Source organism: Candidatus Zixiibacteriota bacterium, assembly GCA_040752595.1.
GTDB lineage: Bacteria > Zixibacteria > MSB-5A5 > WJJR01 > WJJR01 > JACQFV01.
The window spans coordinates 37,329-57,220 of sequence record JBFMGX010000007.1; the positions used below are offsets into that span (position 1 = coordinate 37,329).

Consider the following 19,892-nt stretch of genomic DNA (forward strand, 5'->3'; position numbering starts at 1 on the left):
CATCCTGAGCGAAGCGTGAGGGCTGAGCCGCTGTTCACCTGGATCAGCAAGACGGCTCGGCCCGTTCGCTCCACTCAGGATGAACAGGAGCTTCGCCCTCCCGAGAAACACGGCTCGTTCATCACATTCGATGGTCTAAAGGGAGTACTTCCCAAAATCCTCGGGGTTGATGTTGCGCAGCCTCTCCTTGAGGGCCTCGGGATCGTACTTCTCAACGGTACCGGAATCGGCGGGGCGCGTCTGAAAGAGATCGCGTCGCACCAGGATTGGCGCTCCTGCCTTGAGCGCGAGGGCGATGGAGTCGGACGGCCGGGCATCGACCTCAATTTTGGCACCGTCTCTGGCCAACACGATCTTGGCAAAGAAGGTTTGATCCTTCAGGTCAACGACTTGGACACTCTCCACTCTCGCTCCCAGTTGGGCAATCATGCCGTTGAGCAAATCGTGTGTGAGCGGCCGTTTCGAGGTCACGCCGGAAAGCTCCATGGCGATGGCCCAAGCCTCGAAGTGACCGATCCAGATCGGCAGTATCAGGTCCTCATCCTCCGGGGAGAGCACGACGACCGGCGAATTGGAGGCAACATCGAGGGCCAAGCCGTTGATCTTGGCTTTGACCATCACCACTGCATCGGATTCCATGGATCAGGTGCCCGTCTTCTTGACCACCCAGACTTTCAACTTGGCCGTCACGTCGCGATCGATCTTCACATCCACTGTGTACACACCCAGCGCCTTGAGCGGTTCCTCAAGAAGAATATCCCGACGATCGACCTCAAAGCCCTTCTCCTCCAGAAGTTCAGCGATGTTGGCGGCGGTCACGGAACCGAAGACCTTGTCCTCTTCGCCCACCAGCACCTCGGCGGTGCACGAGGTTTTCTCGATCGCCAGCCGGATCCGCTCCGCCTCACGGAGACGCTTGCGGTCCCGTTGCTCCTTCTGCTTGCCCACCTGGTCGATCGAGCGCAACATCCCCGGCGTGGCGGGGATCGCCAGGTTACGGGGAATCAGGTAGTTGCGCGCAAAACCGTCCTTGACGGTCACGACCTCGCCGCAACGGCCGACGTTGTCGATATCATCACGCAATATGATCTTCATTCGCTCTTTCTCCCCTTTGGCGAGGGTGCCTCCCCGGGTCGGCGTGCAGTCCCGGCACGGTCACCTGTGATGATCACTTGTATGTCTCCGCCACGTAGGGGAGCAATGCCAGATGGCGGGCCCGTTTGATCGCCCGCGTCAGCCGACGCTGAAACAACGCCGATATCCCGGTCGTCCGCCGGGGCAGTATCTTCCCGCGCTCGGTGATGAACTTCCGCAGCAAGCGCTCGTTCCGGTAATCGATCTCGTACAGTTTCAGATCGGCAAAACGCCGTCCGCGCCGGTAGCGCGGCCCGCCGCGCTCTCCCCGTTCACCGCGCTCACCCCGGTCACCCCGTTCACCCCGGGATCCACCGTGCTCGTCTCGTCTCTCTCGCGCCATGTCCGAATTCCCTCTTGAAATGCCTGTTTCGCAGCCCCACGCACGCCGGCCATATAGTCAGCCGGAGCTACTGCTCCGCTTCTACGTCCTCGGCGCCGGCCTCAGCGAAATCGCTGACCTCCGCCGGTGCGCCTGTGCCGTGGAACGAGTCCGAGTCCGTCCGCGGCTCGCTGCCCTCGACCAGTCCGGCTTCCTCACGTGCCGCGCGCTTCTTGTCCATCTCCTCCAGATAGCGAGGATTGTCGGCGATGACCGTCAGATAGCGCAGACAAGTCTCGTCGAGAAGGAACTGGCGCTCCAACTCACGGGGGACCCCGGGAGCAGACTCATGGATGACATGCACGTAGTATCCCTGGGTCCGCTTCTCGATGGTGTAGGCCAGGCGACGGAGCCCCCAGCGCTCCAGCTGCCGGATCGAGCCATTGCGAGTAATGATCTCGGAGTAGCGACTGATGGCCTTTTCCCAGCCCTCTTCCAAGAGCTGTGGGTCCATGATGAACGTTGTTTCGTAGACTTGCACGTCCCCTCCCTCGGTCATTGGGCGCCCGACGATCCCTCGGCGGATGTCTCAGGCGCGGGGGGTTTGCGGTTGTACGCGTCGGCAGCGGCCACGAGGCCGCGAGCCAACACCATGGCCACAGCCTCGGCGGCGCGTGCCGCCATTTCCCGGGCCGCAATCAACTCCCCCGGACCAAATGGGTCAAGCACAAACTCTGCGGCATCCACTCCGGCCGGGAGTGGCCCGATCCCGCACCGAACCCGGGCAAACTGTTCTGTCCCCAGACAGGCGATGATCGACGCCAGTCCGTTATGCCCTCCTGAAGAGCCGTGGCCGCGTAAGCGAAGCTGGCCCAAGGGCAGGGCCAGGTCATCGGCAACCACCAGAAGCGACTCCGGGCTCAGATCGTACTTCCGTGACAGGTGATCGAATGCCTCCCCCGAGGCGTTCATGAACGTCGTCGGCTTGACCAGCAACGCCTTCTGCCCGGCGACACGCCCGGAGGCTTCGAGGTACGGACCCTGCCCCGGCTTGAATGCCAGGCGTGTCTCCCCGGCCACGAGATCCGCCACCCACCAACCCAAGTTATGCCGTGTCATGGCGTAGCGAGCACCGGGATTGCCCAGAAAGACGATGATCGGGATGGCCATACTATCGATGCTCCCCGCCGAAGAAGTCTCCCGGCATGACGACTGTCAATCTCGCAGAGCCGGCGAGCCGATAACATTGGAAAGGCGAAAACGGTTGCGCGCAACGCCGTTCTTGGGGCATAAATGACCATCCTGAAGCGGGGATGGGTGCGCTACGCTCCCCATCAGCCTTGCCCACCCCTGACGCCTCCACAGGACACGCCATCAATGAACATCTCGCGACTCCTGGATGCCTCCCTGATTGAACTGGCGATGTCCACGCGCATCGTCGAGGACCCGGACAATCCGGTGAAGTCGGCCCGCCGTCGCCGCCTGGATCAGGAGACGATCCTCGATGAGTTGGTTTCCATTCTCGAGCGCTCGGGCAAGGTGGGGAATCGCAGCAAGCTACTCGTCGAATTCATCAACCGTGAACGGAAAGCTCCGACCGCCATCGGGTATGGGATCGCCATCCCACACGTTCGCACATACCAAGTGAGAGAACTCGTCATCGGTGTGGGGCGGTCGGCTGAGGGGTACGACTTCGGCGCCCCCGACGATGAACCGGTTCGCCTGTTCTTCGTCATGGCCGCACCCTCGTACGATGACAACCTCTATTTGCGCGTGTTCAAGTCGCTGGCCGAGGTGTTGCAGTTCGACTATTTCCGCCAACGGCTGATGGAGACAAACTCTGTGTTCGAGATCATCCGCACTTTTGAAGAAATGGAATGAGTCGGAGAGGGCGGCGTCGGGCATAGGGACCTGTTGAAGACCCCATCGAAGCGGGATCTCTCTCGCAAGGGGATTGCTTCGTCGCTCAGCCCGCTCACAGAGCCGGCTTCCTGCAACGACACAAAGATCTGTCCAAGACTTACTCTGTCGTTGCGAGGAGCTCGTTCGCCGGAGGCGGACGACCGACGAAGAAATTGCCCGACTTGGGTCGACTCGTTCAGCAGGCCCATAAGCCCGATCTGTCGACGTCTCACGCGGAACCTCGGGCTGATCTTCGTGGTAGAATGCCCCAAATGAGGCAAACGTACGATATAACACATGCGTTGAAGCAAATGATTCGCGAACTGTTGAGGATCTGGTTTCCGATGAACAGGACAGGCTCACAACGAGATCTCATCGCTTTGTGAGACAACATGATGGTCACGAATTCCGCCATCCAGAGCGAGCTTCGCCGGATACTCCTGATCTCGGCTCTTCTCATCGGCCTGTCGATCGCTCATTTCGTCAGTCCCGCGGAGGCGATCTGGCTCCACGACTTCTGGTTCAAGGTGACATACATACCCATTGTACTGTCCGGCTTATGGTTTGGGGTGCGTGGCGGACTGACGGTCGGAGTCATCACGGGGTTGACCTACACGGTCCATATCAGGCTGCAGTTGGCGGGGCACCATCAGCATGCGCAGACCGGATTCTGGCTGGAGCTGGTGCTCTATCTCCTCATCGGCATCGTGGTTGGGTGGCTGGCAGACGAACAACGCCGGATCCAAGAGAGATTGCATCAGACGAACCTGCAACTCCAAGATTCGCTGGCGTCACTGAAGGAAAAAGCCGAGGCGCTCTTGGTGGCCGAAGAGTCGCTACGGCGCGCCGACCGACTCCGCGCGGTTGGAGAGCTTGCGGCCGGCATCGCCCACGAAGTCAGGAATCCCTTGAGCGGGATACTGGGCGCAGCCAAGATCCTAGCGGACCCTGCCACGAATGACCAGAATCGTGCGGAGTTTGCCGATCTCCTCGCACAGGAGACACAGCGTCTGGACCGTGTGATTGGCCGACTGCTCGATCTGGCCCGGCCGGGACCGGGAAGCGCGGGCACGTCACTGTTGGCCAACGAAATCGCTTTCGTGGGTCAGTTGACGGAAGGGACGAGACGGAAGTCGCACGCCGATTACGACCTGTCCCAAGTGCCCCATGACATTGTGGTCGCGGTTCCGGTGGATGTGGCAAGACAGATCATACTGAACCTCACATTGAATGCGCTGGCCGCCCTGTCCGAGCGCGGCGGTCAGATCATATGGTCGGCTGAGATAGAGGGGGACCGCACCACGGTTCGAGTTCGCGACACCGGGGGTGGGGTGGACTCCCAGATCCGTGACCATCTGTTTGAGCCGTTTGTGACGACCCGTCAGACGGGAGGCACCGGCTTGGGGCTGGCGATTGTGGCGCGGCTGGTACGGGAATCGGGGGGAGAGATCGATCTGGAATCGACCGGTCCGTCAGGGACCACATTTGCCCTGACGTTGCCGATCGCCTCTGACCGCGCCTGGCAGGGCCAGGGGGAGGGATCGTGAGCGCCATGCCCCGCATCCTGTTCGCCGAGGATGATGCCAGTTTGCGGCGCATCGCCGAGCACGAGTTGACGCGCGCCGGGTACACGGTCGCGCTCGCAACCGACGGCCAGGATGCCTGGAGGCAGTTCACATCGGACGGGGCCGATTGCGTGGTCACCGACTTGGCCATGCCGAAGCTCGACGGGGCGACTCTACTGGAGAAGATCAAGCGCGCATCGCCCGAGACGGAGGTGATCATCATCACAGCGTACGGCACCGTGGATCGCGCCGTTCAGGCGATGAAGAGCGGTGCCTTCGATTTCATCGCCAAACCCTTTGAGTTCGATGTCCTCCTGTTGACAGTTGAGCGCGCCCTTGAGCGACAACGGCTGCGGGGGGAGAATCTGCGACTGCGGAGTGAATTGAACGAGCGGTTCCGCCCGGACAACATGCTCGGCGTGTCGGCAGCGATGCAGCGCGTCTTTGACCTGATCCAGCGCCTGGCACCAACAGATACCAATGTGCTGATTGTCGGCGAGAGTGGAACGGGCAAGGAGTTGATCGCGCGGGCGATCCATCACCATGGGCCTCGTCGTGATGCCCCTTTCGTAGCGGTCAATTGCGGCGCGCTCCCACGCGATCTGATTGAGAGCGAGCTGTTTGGCGTGGAGCGCGGCGCCTTCACGGGGGCGGACCGGGATCGGCCGGGACGTTTCGAACGCGCCGGTGAGGGGACGCTCTTTCTGGATGAAATCACCGAGCTACCGACCGAACTGCAGGTGAAGCTGTTGCGTGCCCTCCAAGAACGGGAAGTCGAGCGTCTCGGCAGCACCACCCCCGTGCCGGTTCGCGCTCGATTCCTGTGCGCCAGCAATGCCGACATTGCCGACCGCGTCGCCCGAGGGTCATTCCGACAGGATCTGTACTTCCGCATCAATGTCGTCACCATCGTGGTCCCGCCTCTGCGAGAACGATCGGACGACATCGAACCGCTGCTGCGCGGCGTACTGAAACGCCTCAACGCGGGGGACCTGGAAATCCCCCCAGAAGTACTGGCGGTCCTCCGGAACTACTCCTGGCCGGGCAATGTGCGGGAACTGGAGAACGCCGTTGAGCGGGCGGTCGTGCTGCGCCGGCACTCGAATCGCCTCACCCCGGAAGACCTCCCGGCGGAGATTCTGGAAGGCGCCAGTGCCCGCAGTGGAACCGATTCGGGGGCCGGCCCATCGCTCCCCGAGGCAGGGATCGACTTCTTCACTTGGGAGAAGTCCCTCCTGCGGGAGGCCCTGAAGAAAGCGGGCGGCAACCGTTCCCGTGCCGCGCGCCTCCTGGGCCTATCGCGGCAGACTTTGTTATACCGCCTGCGAAAGTTCGGTCTGACCCCGCCCCGAACCGGCGGGCATCCCACAAACACTGAGGATTAGACAGTGCCTGCGGTGGCAAGCTGCCCATTGACTCGGAAGCGATGGGGCTGCTTCTTGCGGAGGCCAATGGGTTGGAGAGGGAACCTTGTCGGGAGGATCGGAAGATGAGAGCAGCAATCGTGGCATTGTTGGCGGCGGCGGCATTCTCGGGATGCCAGCAGAAGACCGAGCAAAGACCGGCGACTACGACGCCTCCGTCGCAGGCGCAGCCGCCAGCCCAAGCAGCAGACAAACGCACGCCCCGTCCCTCAATGAAGCAATCCGATGCCCGGATCTGGATCGACTCGCTGACGGTCGCCAAGGGAGCGTCCGGTGCCTTTAAGATCAACTACTACGGCGTGGAGCCATTGCGCGCCATCGTCCTCCCTCTGACTTTCCCGGTCGGCATGCATGTCGATTCGGTCTCGTTTGCGGGCGGGATCCTCGAATACCTGTCCAGCCGTCCTACGCGCATCGAAAACGACCAGCGCTTCCTCTTGATGACCGGCATTCCGATGACCGAGCCGGACATCCCCGCCAAGGAGGGCATACTGGCCAGGGTACACTTCACCTTGGGCCAGGACGCCGTGTCCGGCAAGATCGATGAAACGTTTGTGCCGCCGGGGAACTACCTGACATATGTGGATACCGCCGGTGCGCTGGTCGAGCCGATCTTTGAGCCGGGTACGCTGACGGTTCAGTAGGCGATGGCCCCTCGAAAGGAGCAGCCATGACCGGCGGGCCCCAAGCGGCGGTCGATGCCTTGGAACGTCTGCGCGCAGGGCTCAACCGCTATGCGCTCAAGCGGGGGCGCTTCGTCCTCGCTTCCGGCGCGATATCGGACTACTACGTCAACGTCAAGGAGATCTGTCTCCGAGGGGAGTACCTTCGTCTCGTCGGGGAACTCCTTTGGGCGAAGATCAAACGGACCGGTGCCGATGCCGTGGGTGGGTTGACACTGGGAGCCGACCCGATCGTGGCGGCGGTCACGATCGCCGCGGCCGATGACGGGGTCGATTGCTCGGCCCTGATCATCCGCAAGGAACTCAAGGACCATGGCACGGGGCAGCGCATCGAGGGACCCTTTCAACCGGGGATGCGGGTCGCCGTGGTGGAAGACGTCACGACGACCGGCGCATCGGCCAAGTCCGCTGCGGACGCGATCATAGCCGCTGGGGGCATTGTGGTCGGCGTCTTTTCGGTCCTCAATCGGGCCGCCGGCGCGGATGGGCTCTTTGCCGCGCAGGGCTGGCCGTTTGATGCGCTGTTCGGGACAAAGGACCTCGACTTGTAACGTGTGACTCCTGCTACGAACTGACTGCCGGTCCTTGTCAACGTGTGCCAGTGACCTCGGGGAATGTTGGAAAAGCCCGGCCGATGTGAATTCCGCTTGGCGGGCTCAGTGGCATATGTCATTTAGCGCGAGATGATGGCCAGGAACGTCAGCAGCCACAGCAGTGTGTTCACCAGCATCGGTCCGTCACGCAATAGGGCCGAGGTCGGGTTGCCGCCCTTCTGCTCGCCGTGGATGAGATAGAGATAGCGGAAGACACCGAAAAGCACGAACGGTAGGGTCCAGATCAACTGGCCGGTGCCGAATTTCGCCTGGGTGTCGGCGGACAGCGTATAGAGCGCATAGGCGACAACGGTCGACGCGGTCGTGACGGCGATCAGTTGATCCAGCAGGTGCGGCGAGTATCCCGCCAAGGCGGCGCGGTGGCTGAGCGCATCATCACCGAGCGCAACCAGTTCCCAGCGCCGTTTGCCGAATCCCAGGAACAGCGCCAGAAGGAGCGTGCACACGATCAGCCACGGGGAGATCGCCACACCGATCGCCTCGGCACCGGCGACCGCGCGCACGACAAAGCCAAGGGCGACGATCATCACGTCAATGATCGGCACCCGCTTGAGCGCCACCGAGTAGGCCGTATTCAGGAGGAGGTAGATGACGACGGCGACAAGGAACGGTATCCCCAGACGCCAGGCGCCGATGAGTCCGACAACGGCCAAGCAGCAGGCCACAATGAGCGCCATCGAAACAGGGAGCGTACCCGCGGCGATCGGCCGCAGTCGCTTCTGGGGATGCAGACGGTCGTTGTCGCGGTCGCGGACATCATTGAAGAGGTAGACCGCGCTGGCCAGAGCGCAGAAGACGGCAAAGGCCGCCAATGACCGCAGCACATCATCGCCCCGGTCAAAATGCCGTGAGAAGATCAAACCGGCAAAGACGATCAGGTTCTTGACCCATTGCGTGGGCCGGAACGATTTCCAGAGCGCGGTGATCATTATCTGTCAGCTGGGCGTTTAGGAACGCATGCAGTGATCGTTTGCGTCATCTGCCATCCCGAGTGAACCCCGCCCGCCACGGCGGATGGGATGAAACGAGGGATCTGCTGTTCCTTCTAAAAGAGAAAAGCAGATTCTCGCCCGCCTTTGGCGGGCAAGCCCCGCCAAAGAGCGGCGGGAGCCGGAATGACAATGGCTGCCCGTTTTCCTCAACGTGTATGGACCTTCCATCAGGAGTGAATGCTCCCCTCACCCGATCCGCCTGACGGCGCCGTGCCTGCCGGCAGGCAGGGATCGACCTCTCCCGGAGGGAGAGGTTATCGACCGACCGCCCCGGCCGGCGGCAAGTTGCAACGCGTCGGCTTGTCGTGCCGCAGGCCGAGGACATAGTCGGCCTGAATCAACTTGTGCATCTCGCGCGTTCCCTCATAGATCGAAGCCCCCTTGGCATTGCGATAGAACCGCTCCACCGGATACTCATCGGAAAAACCATAGGCCCCGTGCACCTGGACTGCATCGGCCGCGGCGGCTTCGGCCTGCTCGCAGGCGATCCATTTGGCCAATGACGTCTCGCGCGTATTGGGCACGCCGGTGTTCTTCATCCAAGCGGCGCGTAGCCAGAGCAGGCGCGATGATTCATACCCTGCCACCATGCGGGCGATCATCTCCTTGACCAATTGATGCTCGCGCAGCGGACTGCCGAACGTCAGGCGGGTTTGCGAATAGGTCACGCACGAATCCAGACAGGCACGGATCAATCCGGTCGCTCCAGCGGCCACGGTGAATCGCCCCTGATCGAGACAGAACATCGCGATGGTGAAACCTTCGCCGATCTGACCGACCACATTCTCCTTGGGCACAAGAACGTCCGACAGCGAGATCGAGCCGGTGTTCCCCGCTCGCACCCCCAGTTTGCCGTGGATCGTAGCCGTCGCGACACCGGTCATCGCGCGCTCGACCACGAACGCCGTGATCCCGGAATGGTCGCGTCGCTTCATCTTGTCGCGGTCGGTCCAGGCGAAGACAAGGAAGGTGTCGGCGACGTCAGCCAGGGAGATCCACATCTTCTCGCCGTTGAGACGATAGCCGCTGCCGTCGCGATCGGCGGTGGTCTGAAGACCGACGACGTCGGAACCGGCATTCGGCTCGGTCAGGCCGAAAGCGCCGATTCGTTTGCCCGACGCCAGATCCGGGAGCCAGCGGGACTTCTGTTCATCAGTACACCAGGTCAGAAGCGGCAGCGAGACCAAGCCGACATGGACCGAGAGAATCACTCGCAGCGACGTGTCGACATACTCCGCCTCTTCGCACGCCAACCCGAGGGATACATAGTCCATCCCCGAGCCACCATATTTCGTCGGCAGACAGAGCCCCAGAATCTCCGCGGCGGCCATCTTGCCCAACAGGTCGGGATCAAACTCTTGGGCGCGGTCGCGCTCGCGAATTGTCGACGCCACCTCGCGCGCGCAGAAGGCACGGACCATCTCCTGGACGGTGCGGTGTTCGTCGGTGAAGGAGAAGTCGATCATAGTAGGACGCGGTCGAGAACGATGTTTAGGAAAGTGCCAGATACTCCTTCAGGAATTCGTCACGATGACGAACGATGATGCCCGCCAAGTCAGGGTTCTTCGCAAGGTCAATGAGAGTCGTATCTGTGGTGACCAAGGCCACAGCCCCCGCCAGCAAATAAGTATCAAAAAGATGGCGGTCATCGGAGGGGATCAGCGATCGCCACTCTGGAGAATCAAAGACGGTCTTCGGTTCGCCGATTCTGACACAGTGGTCGAGGTCGAGGAGAATCGAGAGGTGAAGCAGCTTGCTGGCAGTCCGGGTGATTCGGTCCGTACGCGACATCAAACCATAGGCCTTCCGCTCCCACGGACTGCCTACCATGACCGCGATGCAGTCAGCGCTGCTCCTGAGCCGCTCGAGAAACAGGATGCTCTCGTCCCTTGCTCCGGTCCCACTGTCACCCTGCAGATCATGCAGGAGCCATTCGTTGAGCACGAAGCAAGACAATGACGGGGATCCCCTACCGTGTCACGATGTGACTTTCTGAAGGGACTTCAGGTCTTCCAACTCCGCTTCGATGAAGCTCGTGAGGCCGCCTTCGATCTGTCCGTTCTGATTGACTGTCTGGCGTTCAAACGACGTGACCTTCTTGTCTTTCCTGGCGAAGTAGCAAGCCAAGTCATCAGCTTGGAGTTCTCCCTTCTCTACGAGTACAAGAAGCGCCGTGAGGAGGAACTCACTGTGTGTAGAGATCACGAATCTCTTGTCCTCTTCACGCGAAATGTCGACGACTGCCCTCGCGAAATTCCGGATCGCAGTCGGATGCAGGTGGATTTCTGGCTCTTCCAAACAAACCCAACGGACATCTTCACCGAGGCACTTCGCCAACACATACACGATCTGATTGGCTCCGAACCCATCGTTTACCAATTCAGACGATACGCCGGTCGTTTTGTCCGTGGAATCAAGAGTGAAGACTGCGGTACCTGGTGTTACATTGACTCGGAATTCTCTCTCGAGAATCCTCTCGAAGTAGTGGCTCACCCTCGACACTAGGATCTTGTTCGTCGACAAGAGGGTCGCAACCTCGTCTTCTGTGACAGCTCCAGGTGACATCGGGACAGAAGAGTACTGGAACTTCGAGAAGCCGCGTTTGAGAGGTACAAAACTGATAGAACTCAATGTATGTACAGGATCATCAAACAAAACTGCGATGTCCTCAGCTGTCTTCCGGATCTCTACCTCTGTTGAAGGTGCCTGCACCTGCGCCCTGACGCCATTCCACGTGACAGTGTACGACGACTCGCCGATGCCCACGGATTGCTGGGCCTGTTGGTTGCCGGGATATGGGAACGGGACATCGAGGGTCAGGTCAACTTCAGGAAAGACACCTGTGACACCAGCGGAAAGCGATAATACACCGCTGTCCTTTCTTATCCCGGCCTTGAGGACAAGTGAAGATCGCCCATCGTGAGCGCCAATCGAACAAGGGAACTCGTCCTTCAGTGCAAGTTCTATCTGGTTCCTGGCCCGGTGATCGAATACAACGCTGTCGAAGCCACCCAAGTTCACAAAGCCGTAGCCGAAGAAACTACTCGAGTTCTGGGTCGGGTTCAGAAACACGTTCTTCAAGGTTAGCAAAGCATAGAGCAGACTCGATTTCCCAGCCCCGTTCGGCCCATACAGAACCGTGATGCGTCCAAGATCGATCTCCTGGTCTTGGACTGAACGGAAGTTCTTGATCCCGAGTTTCATCTTCGCCCTCCGGATGCGCCCTGCAGGCGAGGCATCCCCTATCAAGAAAGATCAAAGCCCGTAAGCGGTCAAGACCCGAGGAGCTGGTTGGCGTTTTCGAATCAAAAACCTCCACACGCCGCCACCGCTTCGATTTCCACCCGCGCGTCCTTCGGAAGCCGCCCCACTTGGATGGTCGAGCGCGCCGGTGTGACGCCGGGAAAGTGACGGGCGTAGACCTCATTCATGGCGGCGAAGTCGTTCATGTCGATCAGAAAGACGGTCGTCTTCAATACGCGATCCATTCCCGAGCCCGCAGCTTCCAAGAGGGCACGCATGTTGGCCAGGGCACGTTCCGTCTGCTCGGCCACGCCGCCGGGGACCATCTGTCCCGTTCGGGGATCGAGCGGAATCTGACCGCTGAGGAAGACGAGCGCCCCGCCGCCGAAGTGAATCGCCGGGCTGTAGGGGCCGACCGCACCGGGCGCCTCGGCAGTTGTCACCATACGAATGTCGTCCATGCCTGTCTCTCTCCTATCGAGCATGAGTCATTATCTATAAGGCAACCGACGGGGTGGGACAAGGGAAAAGCGACGTGGTGCGGTCTGCTCGATTACCAAGAATGGGGTTGAAACAGTGGTCGAAGCAGCCGATGTCATCCCGAGTCCGCCCATGGCGGACGGGGGATCTGCTGTTTCTCCGATGAGAGGAAAGCGGATTCCTCGCCCCGCCAAAGAGCGGCGGGACTCGGAATGACATAGGTCGCCCTCGTCAGCAACCCGCCAAACGGCAGGTCGAAGCAGCCGTTGTCATCCCGAGTCCGCCGCGGCGGACGAGGGATCTGCTGTTTGTTCCTACCGACATTGGCAGGAATAGCAGATCCCTCGTTCCGCTCCGCCCTCGGGGTGGCGCGTCACTCGGGATGACATCGCATTGGCACGATCCGGCATAAATCGTGAGGAAAAGAAGAAAGGCCCCCGCGGAGGCGCAGCGGGGGCTGATCAGGGGAACCGGCGGAGGGGGGACGGTTCCCGTGTCTATTTGCCGTAGTTCTTCATCAGTTCGAGGATGTTCTGCAGCGACGTGGTGACATTGGTCAGCGCCTGCGAGTACCGTTTGATCAACTCCGTGTACTGCCAGCGCAGGGCGAACGCCTTGGGCGGGAAGTCGAAGATGTCCATCAAGGTCTTCGTGCGGATCTCATCGATGTACTTCACAACATCGTATGGATACTCCCCGACGTCGACCGAGGTCAGCTCGCCGCGGGCGATCCGGTCGCGCACGAGCTCGACTTTCTCCAACATCACCGTGCCCAGACACCAGGGTGTCATGACCACGCCAAGGTTGTGACGCTCAGCATAGAAGACGCGTACATTCTTGAGAACCAAATCGACAATGATCCGTCGCGCCCGGCAATATGACAATGTCTCGGCGTGCTCCGGCCCGCATCCGGCCAGCAACTCCTGCGTGTGAGCCAGATCTTGCTGGCATCGCGCCGCCAGGAGTTCAAGGAACTGGTAATAGTCCTCGAAGTAGACCTTGAGGTTCTCGGAGAGTGTCATGATGTAATGTCCACGCTCGTCCTTCTTGACCTTGGGCTCGCGCTGGTTTTCCAGGCGTGACGGCGAAAAACCGCGCTCGGCATCTCCGAACGGGCTGGCGTGCAGCGGCACCGGCAGACTCTTGTTCGCGCTCATGCCCGCCAGAAGTGCAAGCCCCGTGCCGCTCCCAATCCGGTTCGGCCACATGGACTGCCGCTGCCTGCAGTACCGCTCCCCGTCGTCCCCGGGAGCCAATTGTCGATGTCACAGAGAGTTGCGGTGCGGCGTCGGGTGGCGACGCGGGGTCAGAATCCATGAGATCTCCTACGCGCTATTCCACTCACTGCGCCGTAAGACTCAAAGTGCGCAACAGCGTTCACTCATGGCGGCCAAAGGCATGGGAAGTTCGCCCCGTCACGATTCGCTCGCACCAGATTTCTGCTGACCGGATGTGACCGGGGCAGTACGTTGCCGACATGGGCCCGGAGGAACCAATCGGAGTGGGTGGCAGGGTCTTGGCGGTCGACTATGGACGTCGCCGCATAGGCCTGGCGATCTCTGATCCCAGCGGGACAATCGCAACGGGCCTGGGGACAATCGCGATAAAGGATGTTGCTGAGGCGGTCGCGCGCATTGCCGCCAAGCGAGCGGAGTGGCAATACACCCGGATTGTCGTGGGGATGCCACTGGAGACTTCCGGCCGGCCGGGACCGATGGCCCAAGAGGTGGCGGCCTTCGTCAAAAAGCTCGAGCGCGCCTGCGTCGACATACCCGTGGTGACCATCGACGAGCGGTTCACGTCGGCCGAGGCGCACCGTTTGTTTCATCAGTCCGGCCGCAAACTCAAAGGACACAAAGCCGAGATCGACCGCCTCGCGGCAGAAATCCTGTTACGGCAATACCTCGACACTCACGGCACACATGGCACCGAGGCCGATGAATAGACGTCTGCCGCTGTCCGGGACCGAAATAATCAGCGAGGGACTGCGCGAGATTGTGTCGACTGTCCTGGCGCTGCTACTTGTCGTCCCCGCAGTCCTGATTCGGACGGCCGACCGACTCGTGTCGACTTTCATCCGTCGCCGCGGGGGACTGGATTGACATGACTGTGAAAGCGCTGGGGGCGGTCATGGGACTTGCCGCTCTGGCGGCGGCGGTCGCGGTTGTCGCGTATGCCTGGTTCGTACCGATCGATCTGACATCCACCGTGCCGGTCACGATTGCCAAGGGCGAAGGGACCGCGCAGATCGCCACCAAGCTCGATCAACTGGGACTCCTGCGCGCGCGTCGCCTGTTCATCTGGCGGGCGCGCTGGCGTGGCATCGACCGCCACCTGCGCCCCGGCCGCTATGAGTTCTTCGGCCCCACGCGGATGTCCGACATTCTCGACGCCCTCAGTCAAGGACGTGCGGTCCAGGTCGCGGTCACGATTCCCGAGGGATGGACGATGGCCCGCATGGCCGCGCACTTGGGAAAGCAGTTGGGATTCGACAGCGCGGCGTTCTTGGCTGCGGCCGAGGACTCCGCGATCGCAGGGCAATCAGGCTCCCCCGTTAACCGGATTGAGGGGTACCTTTGGCCGGAGACCTATGAGTTCTATTGGGGCGTCGAGCCGCGCGAGGTCATCGCGCGAATGCTGGTGACCGGGACGGTGATCTATGTCGATTCGCTGGGGACCCGTGCCGCCTCCCTTGGGATGTCCCACCACCAAGTGCTGACTCTGGCCTCGATGATCGAAGCCGAAGCCGCCGAAGGAGATGAACGGGCGCGCATCTCCGCAGTCTTCCATAACCGCCTGAAGCGCGGTATGCTCCTGCAATGCGATCCGACCGTGGTCTATGCCATCGGCGGGCTGCGGAACGGCCGGCCGCTGCAGGACAGCGACCTGACCGTGGACTCGCCCTACAACACGTATCTGTACCCCGGACTGCCACCGGGCCCGATCTGCAGTCCCGGACTGGCCGCGATCATCGCGGCGTTGTATCCCGATTCCACCGATGATCTGTATTTTGTCGCCGACGGCCGGGGCGGACACATCTTCTCGTCCACGTTGGAAGAGCACAACCGGGCAAAGGTGAGAGTGAAGAATCGACGCGACCGGTAGGGAGCCGCCTGCATCTTGAGAGAATCATCAGTTCCAGAGAATTCGACACTTCTTAGTCAACTGTCGCGGCTGACCACCGAGGCGCAGGATCGGAAATATCGTCGTCTCGACCGTGAACCGTTGCGACGCGTCCTGCAGAGGATCAATGATGCCGATCGCACGGTGCCCGAGGCGATCCGACGCTCCCTGACACAGATCGAACAAGCGACACGGCTGGTGATCGAGACATGGCGGGAAGGGGGACGTCTGTTCTACGCCGGTGCCGGCACATCCGGTCGGCTGGGAGTTCTCGATGCGGCGGAACTGCCGCCGACATTCGGACTCGATCATCGTCGCGCGGTCGGCTTGATCGCCGGGGGGCACGGGACACTGATCCGTTCTCGCGAGGGAGTCGAGGATTCGGCGGCCGACGGCGCCCGTGCCGTGGGACGACACCGCCTCGGAGCCAAGGACTGCCTGATTGCCATCGCCGCCTCACGACGGACGCCGTACACGCTCGGTGCGCTGGCATCGGCCCGGAGACGCGGCGCGCGGACGATCTTCCTGGTCGCCAATCCCCGTCCGGTCGTCGTCGACGCGGAGGCCGCCGACGTTGTAATCGCGGTCGTGGTCGGTCCCGAGGTTGTCGCCGGATCGACACGCATGAAGGCCGGCACGGCGCAGAAGCTGGTGCTGAACATGATCACGACTGCGGCGATGGTGCAACTGGGCAAGACCTATCAGAACTGGATGGTCGATCTGAAGGCAACCTCCGCCAAACTGCGCGAGCGGAGCATCCGCATCCTCATGCTGACAACCGACCTCGACTATGAAGCGGCGCGACGCCTCTTGACCCGTGCCGCCGGCTCGGTGAAGCATGCCATTGTGATGAGAAGGATGGGAATCCCGATGCGTGAGGCGGATCGGCGACTGCGCGCGGCCGGGGGACACGTGTACCGCGCTCTCGGTGAGCGATGAGTCCGATGGTCGGCGGCGCTTCTTGACTTTGCCATTGGTGTACCGCCATGTTGGATCAGACCAGGGCTTTTCGGTAGCGACGGCGCGCCGAACCAGGCCCCACGACAACCCGGAGGACATGATGCCACATTGCCCAAGCTGCCATGCCGAATACCCCGACGGCCGCGTCGAATGCGTTGACTGCGGAGTCGCGTTGGTTGAGGATTGGGAAGAAGAGGAGCGCAACGATGAGGAGGGCGATGGCGAGTCGCGCTATGTCCTCCTGCGCAACTACCCGACCCGCGTTCATGCCGAGATGGTTCAGGAGGCGCTGACACAGGAAGGGATTCCCGCGATCATCAAGTCCGACGAGTTGTATGGGATCGCCACAGGTATCGGCAGTGCCGGGCAACCCAGGATCAGCATTTGGGTCCCGGAGGACCAGAAGGACGAAGCCAAAGAGATCGCCGACGGGACACTGGACCCGTTGTAGGAGCCGCTGACCGGATGGGATTCCATCGGGCACATCAGACCCCTCGCTCCGCTCGGGGTGACACGAGGATTCCTCCCCTTGGAGGCAAGCGCGTCGTTCCGAGCGAAGCGAGGAACCTGCTTTCCCATCAACGAGCGTAGGTCAGCCCATTCCCTTGAAGGTCGCAAGCCATGCTCCGCTCCCACCCCGCTTGTCTTCTGGTGACGAGGGCACTGCCGGTCATCGTTGCCTGTGGGATCATTCTCCCCAGTACCCATGTATCGATCTGCGCCGCGACACTGGCCGAGCGGCTGGAGAAGGCGAAAGTCATTCGCGAGTTCAAGACCGGGGGGGCGCATGTATGGCAACTTGCGGTGGCCAAGGACATTGTGGCGTTCGTGCTGTGGCGGAATGACAGTTCGGCCGTGGAGGCATTCGATCCGACCGGTGCGCTCCGGTTCCGGTTTGCGTTGCCAGACAGCACTGAGGGTCCTCGCCTGTGCGGCGTTGACCTGAGTGAAGACGGAGCGACTGTAATTGTCACGGAATGCGGTGACGAGTACTTTGAGCACCGCGTCTTCGATGTCGCTGGCAAACTGTGTTTTGCGTTGGGCACGGCGGCGTATCTGGTCCCCTCCCCGCAGGGGCAGTACTTTAGCAAGCAGTATAACGAGATTACTGCCGCGCTACTGTCGATCTATGATCGCCAGGGGAAGGAAGTCCGGAAGTTGGAGGGTATGCTGTCGGGCTGGAATTGTGTCTTCGCCGACGACGAGCATCTGTTTATTGCCGACCCGGACTCGGCCTGGATCGTGGACGTTCAGACGGGGGCGACTCAAGCCAGCGCTCTCGGACTGGGGGGGTATCGTCGGGTCCCGACAATCAGAATGTCGCGATCGGACTCGGTCGCTGCGGTCTGCAACTACAACACGATTGTCATGTTGTCGACCACCGACCTCACCGAGCTGTGGCGGGATTCGTCTGATATGGACCTGTACACGCTGGCGATCGATGAGGGGGCCGATGTGTTGGCGATGCAATTCGCGGACTGGAGGGCGGGCTACGGCTTCTTCCGGCTCGTCTCCTTGCGGAATGGGCAGCGCTTGTGCGAGTCGGAGAGGATCCCATCGCTGTCGAGTTCTGCCCGCCATACCGCTGACATCACGTGGTTCTATGGCGGTGTGCTGTCACAGTGGGGCCCACCGAATTCCAGCTTCAGTGTCTTCACTGGCGACGAACAGCACTGGACGCTGTTCCTGCAATGGGATGGTGAGGCGCAGTCGTTGAGCAAACCGGCGAAAATCCCGGGGATTTATCGTGTGATGGAGGAGCAGGCGGGCACTCAACGCTATGTGCGTGTGGATTCTGCTATGGGTCGCGCGCAACTCGTAGAGATTCCCGGGAGGTAGTGTCCTTTCGCCTCCGAGTGCTGTCATGCCCTCCCAACGCGAATGCCCCTCCTGTGCCTCGATGGTCCCGGCCGATCATGACCGCTGCTTCATCTGCGGCTATGAATTTGCGGGGAAGCCGGCGCGACGTTCTTGGCGAGCGTGGCTCGCGGTCGTGCTGCTCGTGATCTTCCTGTACCCGTTGTTCCGCCTGCTGCTCTCGCTCTTCCACTGAGGGAACCAGAAGGCGACGAGGCCCGCGTAAAGACCCGGAGGATGCGTGCCCGCGATCTCTGATCGCGGACAGGGGGCTTTGAGCCCCCTGCGGCGGGCACAGCCCTCTACTGTTTCGCTGACGATGCAAGAAGGCGGGCAGAGCCCGCCCTACAAGAGCAGCCGAGGATGGAAACGTAGGGCGGGCTTTGCCCGCCGTCGTGCTATTCAATCAGGAAACTCGCCCGCACCGTAACCGTGATGTCCTTCTGCCGGGTCGAGGTGTTGTACATCCCGTAATCGGAGACCTCGGTGGAGAATGGCTCGGTAATCTGGAAGACACCGACCGAGGAATTCAGCAGCTTGCGAATTGAGACTCCGGAAGCCGCGGCAATCTCATCGGCGCGCGCCCGCGCGTCTCTCATCGCCTCGGCGAGCAACTGCTTCTTGATCTTCGGCAGATCGGAGAGGAAGTACTCGAGACGGGAGTTGTCCAGGATGATCCCCTCGCCAAGGATCGACTTGGGATCGACCGCCAGTCTCTCGATATCCGCAACCCGACTCGAGACGATCAGAATCGACTGCTGGATGTTGTAGCCGCTCTTCTGCCCTCCCGGACCGTATTGCGGGAACGTGTTGATCGACTGTATCGTGATCTGGTCGTCGGTCACGCCCTGCGATTTCAGATGATCGATGGTGCCGCGCACGTCATCGTGGATGCGACGGTATCCGTCGGAGATCGCCTGCTCGGTGGCAGTGCGAGCGATGGTCAGACGCCATTTCACAATGTCGGCCTCGACACGCTTGGTGGCCGCGCCAACAACCCGGATGCTATCCTGGGTCACCCGCGATTGGTAGATCTTCCACCCCAGCAGGAAGCCGCCCATCGCAATGCCCAAGGCCAGGATCACGCTTGTCTTGATGTTCATCTCACACCTCTCGCACGAAGAGGAAGCCGGTGCGCCCCTTCTCCAATGACTGGCATTGTACCGCCTCTCCCCCACCACCGCAAGGAGCAAGTGCCGCCGCTGCAACTGCCGACCAACCACGTGGGTCCCCCAAACGCCTCGCCGATCATCCGTGGACAATCGACCGATGCCGCACGTCTTGGACGCAGGCCGCTGAATGCCACTCTTGAATGCTGCTGATAACGGGATCGCCGTACCGTTGGAGAATCGACTTGACTCGGCCGAAACGACTCCTAGATTGTGGTGTTCGGAGGGAGTCCGAATCCCCGGTAGCTCAGTCGGTAGAGCAGGCGGCTGTTAACCGCCTTGTCGCTGGTTCGAGTCCGGCCCGGGGAGCTTTCAATTGGTCGCCCCTAAGGTCTTATCCCCCAACAAGAAACAGCCGCGTCAACCTGACCGTTCTGCGCGTTGCGAACCGACGGAACGTTGCGGGGTTACGGCGGCGGCAAGT

Annotated in this window: 24 protein-coding genes and 1 tRNA gene; 13 read left to right on the forward strand and 12 right to left on the reverse strand. The window is 61.2% G+C overall.

Features of this window, described 5'->3' with window-relative positions; genetic code table 11:
* Positions 1-135: 135 nt before the first annotated feature.
* The 5 genes from AB1792_03795 to pth form a co-directional block, all read right to left on the reverse strand.
* The gene (locus tag AB1792_03795) at positions 136-639 is read right to left on the reverse strand and encodes a bifunctional nuclease family protein (GenBank protein ID MEW5701333.1); all 504 of its coding nucleotides are present in this window, start codon (positions 637-639) and stop codon (positions 136-138) included.
* A gap of 3 nt (positions 640-642) precedes the next feature.
* A complete protein-coding gene (gene rplI, locus AB1792_03800) occupies positions 643-1,095 on the reverse strand; it encodes a 50S ribosomal protein L9 (protein ID MEW5701334.1) in 453 nt (150 codons plus the stop codon).
* 73 nt (positions 1,096-1,168) lie between these two features.
* Positions 1,169-1,477, reverse strand: a complete 309-nt coding sequence (rpsR, locus tag AB1792_03805; protein MEW5701335.1) for a 30S ribosomal protein S18 — start codon at positions 1,475-1,477, stop codon at positions 1,169-1,171.
* 67 nt (positions 1,478-1,544) lie between these two features.
* The gene (rpsF, locus tag AB1792_03810; GenBank protein ID MEW5701336.1) at positions 1,545-1,997 is read right to left on the reverse strand and encodes a 30S ribosomal protein S6; all 453 of its coding nucleotides are present in this window, start codon (positions 1,995-1,997) and stop codon (positions 1,545-1,547) included.
* A 14-nt stretch (positions 1,998-2,011) separates the two neighbouring features.
* Entirely contained in the window at positions 2,012-2,626 is a 615-nt protein-coding gene (gene pth, locus AB1792_03815) for an aminoacyl-tRNA hydrolase (GenBank protein ID MEW5701337.1), read from the reverse strand.
* Positions 2,627-2,833: 207 nt separating this feature from the next.
* On the opposite strand from pth, the gene AB1792_03820 reads away from it, so the two are divergent.
* From AB1792_03820 to pyrE, 5 genes are all read left to right on the forward strand, one after another.
* Positions 2,834-3,337 (forward strand): PTS sugar transporter subunit IIA, encoded by a 504-nt coding sequence (locus AB1792_03820; GenBank protein MEW5701338.1) that lies wholly within the window; start codon positions 2,834-2,836, stop codon positions 3,335-3,337.
* A 413-nt stretch (positions 3,338-3,750) separates the two neighbouring features.
* The gene (locus tag AB1792_03825) at positions 3,751-4,905 is read left to right on the forward strand and encodes an ATP-binding protein (GenBank protein ID MEW5701339.1); all 1,155 of its coding nucleotides are present in this window, start codon (positions 3,751-3,753) and stop codon (positions 4,903-4,905) included.
* Positions 4,906-4,910: 5 nt separating this feature from the next.
* Positions 4,911-6,308, forward strand: coding sequence for a sigma-54 dependent transcriptional regulator (locus AB1792_03830; GenBank protein MEW5701340.1), 1,398 nt, complete (start codon positions 4,911-4,913; stop codon positions 6,306-6,308).
* A 104-nt stretch (positions 6,309-6,412) separates the two neighbouring features.
* Positions 6,413-6,991 carry a hypothetical protein gene (locus AB1792_03835; GenBank protein ID MEW5701341.1) on the forward strand — a complete coding sequence of 193 codons (579 nt, stop codon included), beginning with the start codon at positions 6,413-6,415 and terminating at the stop codon, positions 6,989-6,991.
* Between the two features lie 26 nt (positions 6,992-7,017).
* A complete protein-coding gene (pyrE, locus tag AB1792_03840; GenBank protein ID MEW5701342.1) occupies positions 7,018-7,581 on the forward strand; it encodes an orotate phosphoribosyltransferase in 564 nt (187 codons plus the stop codon).
* Between the two features lie 122 nt (positions 7,582-7,703).
* On the opposite strand, the gene AB1792_03845 is transcribed toward pyrE, so the two are convergent.
* The 6 genes from AB1792_03845 to AB1792_03870 all read right to left on the reverse strand — a co-directional run bounded on the left by AB1792_03845 (position 7,704) and on the right by AB1792_03870 (position 13,516).
* Complete coding sequence (locus AB1792_03845; GenBank protein ID MEW5701343.1) at positions 7,704-8,573, reverse strand: decaprenyl-phosphate phosphoribosyltransferase; 870 nt, start codon at positions 8,571-8,573, stop codon at positions 7,704-7,706.
* A 317-nt stretch (positions 8,574-8,890) separates the two neighbouring features.
* Positions 8,891-10,102: an acyl-CoA dehydrogenase family protein gene (locus tag AB1792_03850; protein MEW5701344.1), complete on the reverse strand. Its 1,212-nt coding sequence runs from the start codon at positions 10,100-10,102 to the stop codon at positions 8,891-8,893.
* A gap of 25 nt (positions 10,103-10,127) precedes the next feature.
* Positions 10,128-10,592: a hypothetical protein gene (locus AB1792_03855; protein MEW5701345.1), complete on the reverse strand. Its 465-nt coding sequence runs from the start codon at positions 10,590-10,592 to the stop codon at positions 10,128-10,130.
* A 21-nt stretch (positions 10,593-10,613) separates the two neighbouring features.
* Positions 10,614-11,840, reverse strand: coding sequence for an AAA family ATPase (locus AB1792_03860; protein ID MEW5701346.1), 1,227 nt, complete (start codon positions 11,838-11,840; stop codon positions 10,614-10,616).
* Between the two features lie 101 nt (positions 11,841-11,941).
* Entirely contained in the window at positions 11,942-12,340 is a 399-nt protein-coding gene (locus AB1792_03865) for a RidA family protein (protein ID MEW5701347.1), read from the reverse strand.
* Between the two features lie 516 nt (positions 12,341-12,856).
* The gene (locus AB1792_03870; GenBank protein MEW5701348.1) at positions 12,857-13,516 is read right to left on the reverse strand and encodes a hypothetical protein; all 660 of its coding nucleotides are present in this window, start codon (positions 13,514-13,516) and stop codon (positions 12,857-12,859) included.
* A gap of 344 nt (positions 13,517-13,860) precedes the next feature.
* Here AB1792_03870 and ruvX point away from each other — a divergent pair, with 344 nt between their 5' ends.
* From ruvX to AB1792_03905, 7 genes are all read left to right on the forward strand, one after another.
* Positions 13,861-14,304: a Holliday junction resolvase RuvX gene (gene ruvX / locus AB1792_03875; protein ID MEW5701349.1), complete on the forward strand. Its 444-nt coding sequence runs from the start codon at positions 13,861-13,863 to the stop codon at positions 14,302-14,304.
* Positions 14,297-14,461: a hypothetical protein gene (locus AB1792_03880; protein MEW5701350.1), complete on the forward strand. Its 165-nt coding sequence runs from the start codon at positions 14,297-14,299 to the stop codon at positions 14,459-14,461. The genes ruvX and AB1792_03880 overlap by 8 nt, the downstream gene beginning before the upstream one ends.
* Position 14,462: 1 nt before the next feature.
* Positions 14,463-15,464, forward strand: coding sequence for an endolytic transglycosylase MltG (gene mltG / locus AB1792_03885; GenBank protein MEW5701351.1), 1,002 nt, complete (start codon positions 14,463-14,465; stop codon positions 15,462-15,464).
* 15 nt (positions 15,465-15,479) lie between these two features.
* Complete coding sequence (gene murQ / locus AB1792_03890) at positions 15,480-16,421, forward strand: N-acetylmuramic acid 6-phosphate etherase (protein ID MEW5701352.1); 942 nt, start codon at positions 15,480-15,482, stop codon at positions 16,419-16,421.
* 118 nt (positions 16,422-16,539) lie between these two features.
* The gene (locus AB1792_03895) at positions 16,540-16,893 is read left to right on the forward strand and encodes a DUF2007 domain-containing protein (GenBank protein ID MEW5701353.1); all 354 of its coding nucleotides are present in this window, start codon (positions 16,540-16,542) and stop codon (positions 16,891-16,893) included.
* Between the two features lie 170 nt (positions 16,894-17,063).
* Positions 17,064-18,281 (forward strand): hypothetical protein, encoded by a 1,218-nt coding sequence (locus tag AB1792_03900; GenBank protein MEW5701354.1) that lies wholly within the window; start codon positions 17,064-17,066, stop codon positions 18,279-18,281.
* 25 nt (positions 18,282-18,306) lie between these two features.
* On the forward strand, positions 18,307-18,495 hold the full coding sequence (locus AB1792_03905; protein MEW5701355.1) for a zinc ribbon domain-containing protein: 189 nt from the start codon (positions 18,307-18,309) through the stop codon (positions 18,493-18,495).
* A 202-nt stretch (positions 18,496-18,697) separates the two neighbouring features.
* Here the strand turns inward: AB1792_03905 and AB1792_03910 are convergent, their stop codons facing one another.
* The gene (locus AB1792_03910) at positions 18,698-19,402 is read right to left on the reverse strand and encodes an SIMPL domain-containing protein (protein MEW5701356.1); all 705 of its coding nucleotides are present in this window, start codon (positions 19,400-19,402) and stop codon (positions 18,698-18,700) included.
* 302 nt (positions 19,403-19,704) lie between these two features.
* On the opposite strand from AB1792_03910, the gene AB1792_03915 reads away from it, so the two are divergent.
* A tRNA-Asn gene (locus tag AB1792_03915) sits at positions 19,705-19,777 on the forward strand.
* Positions 19,778-19,892 lie beyond the last annotated feature (115 nt).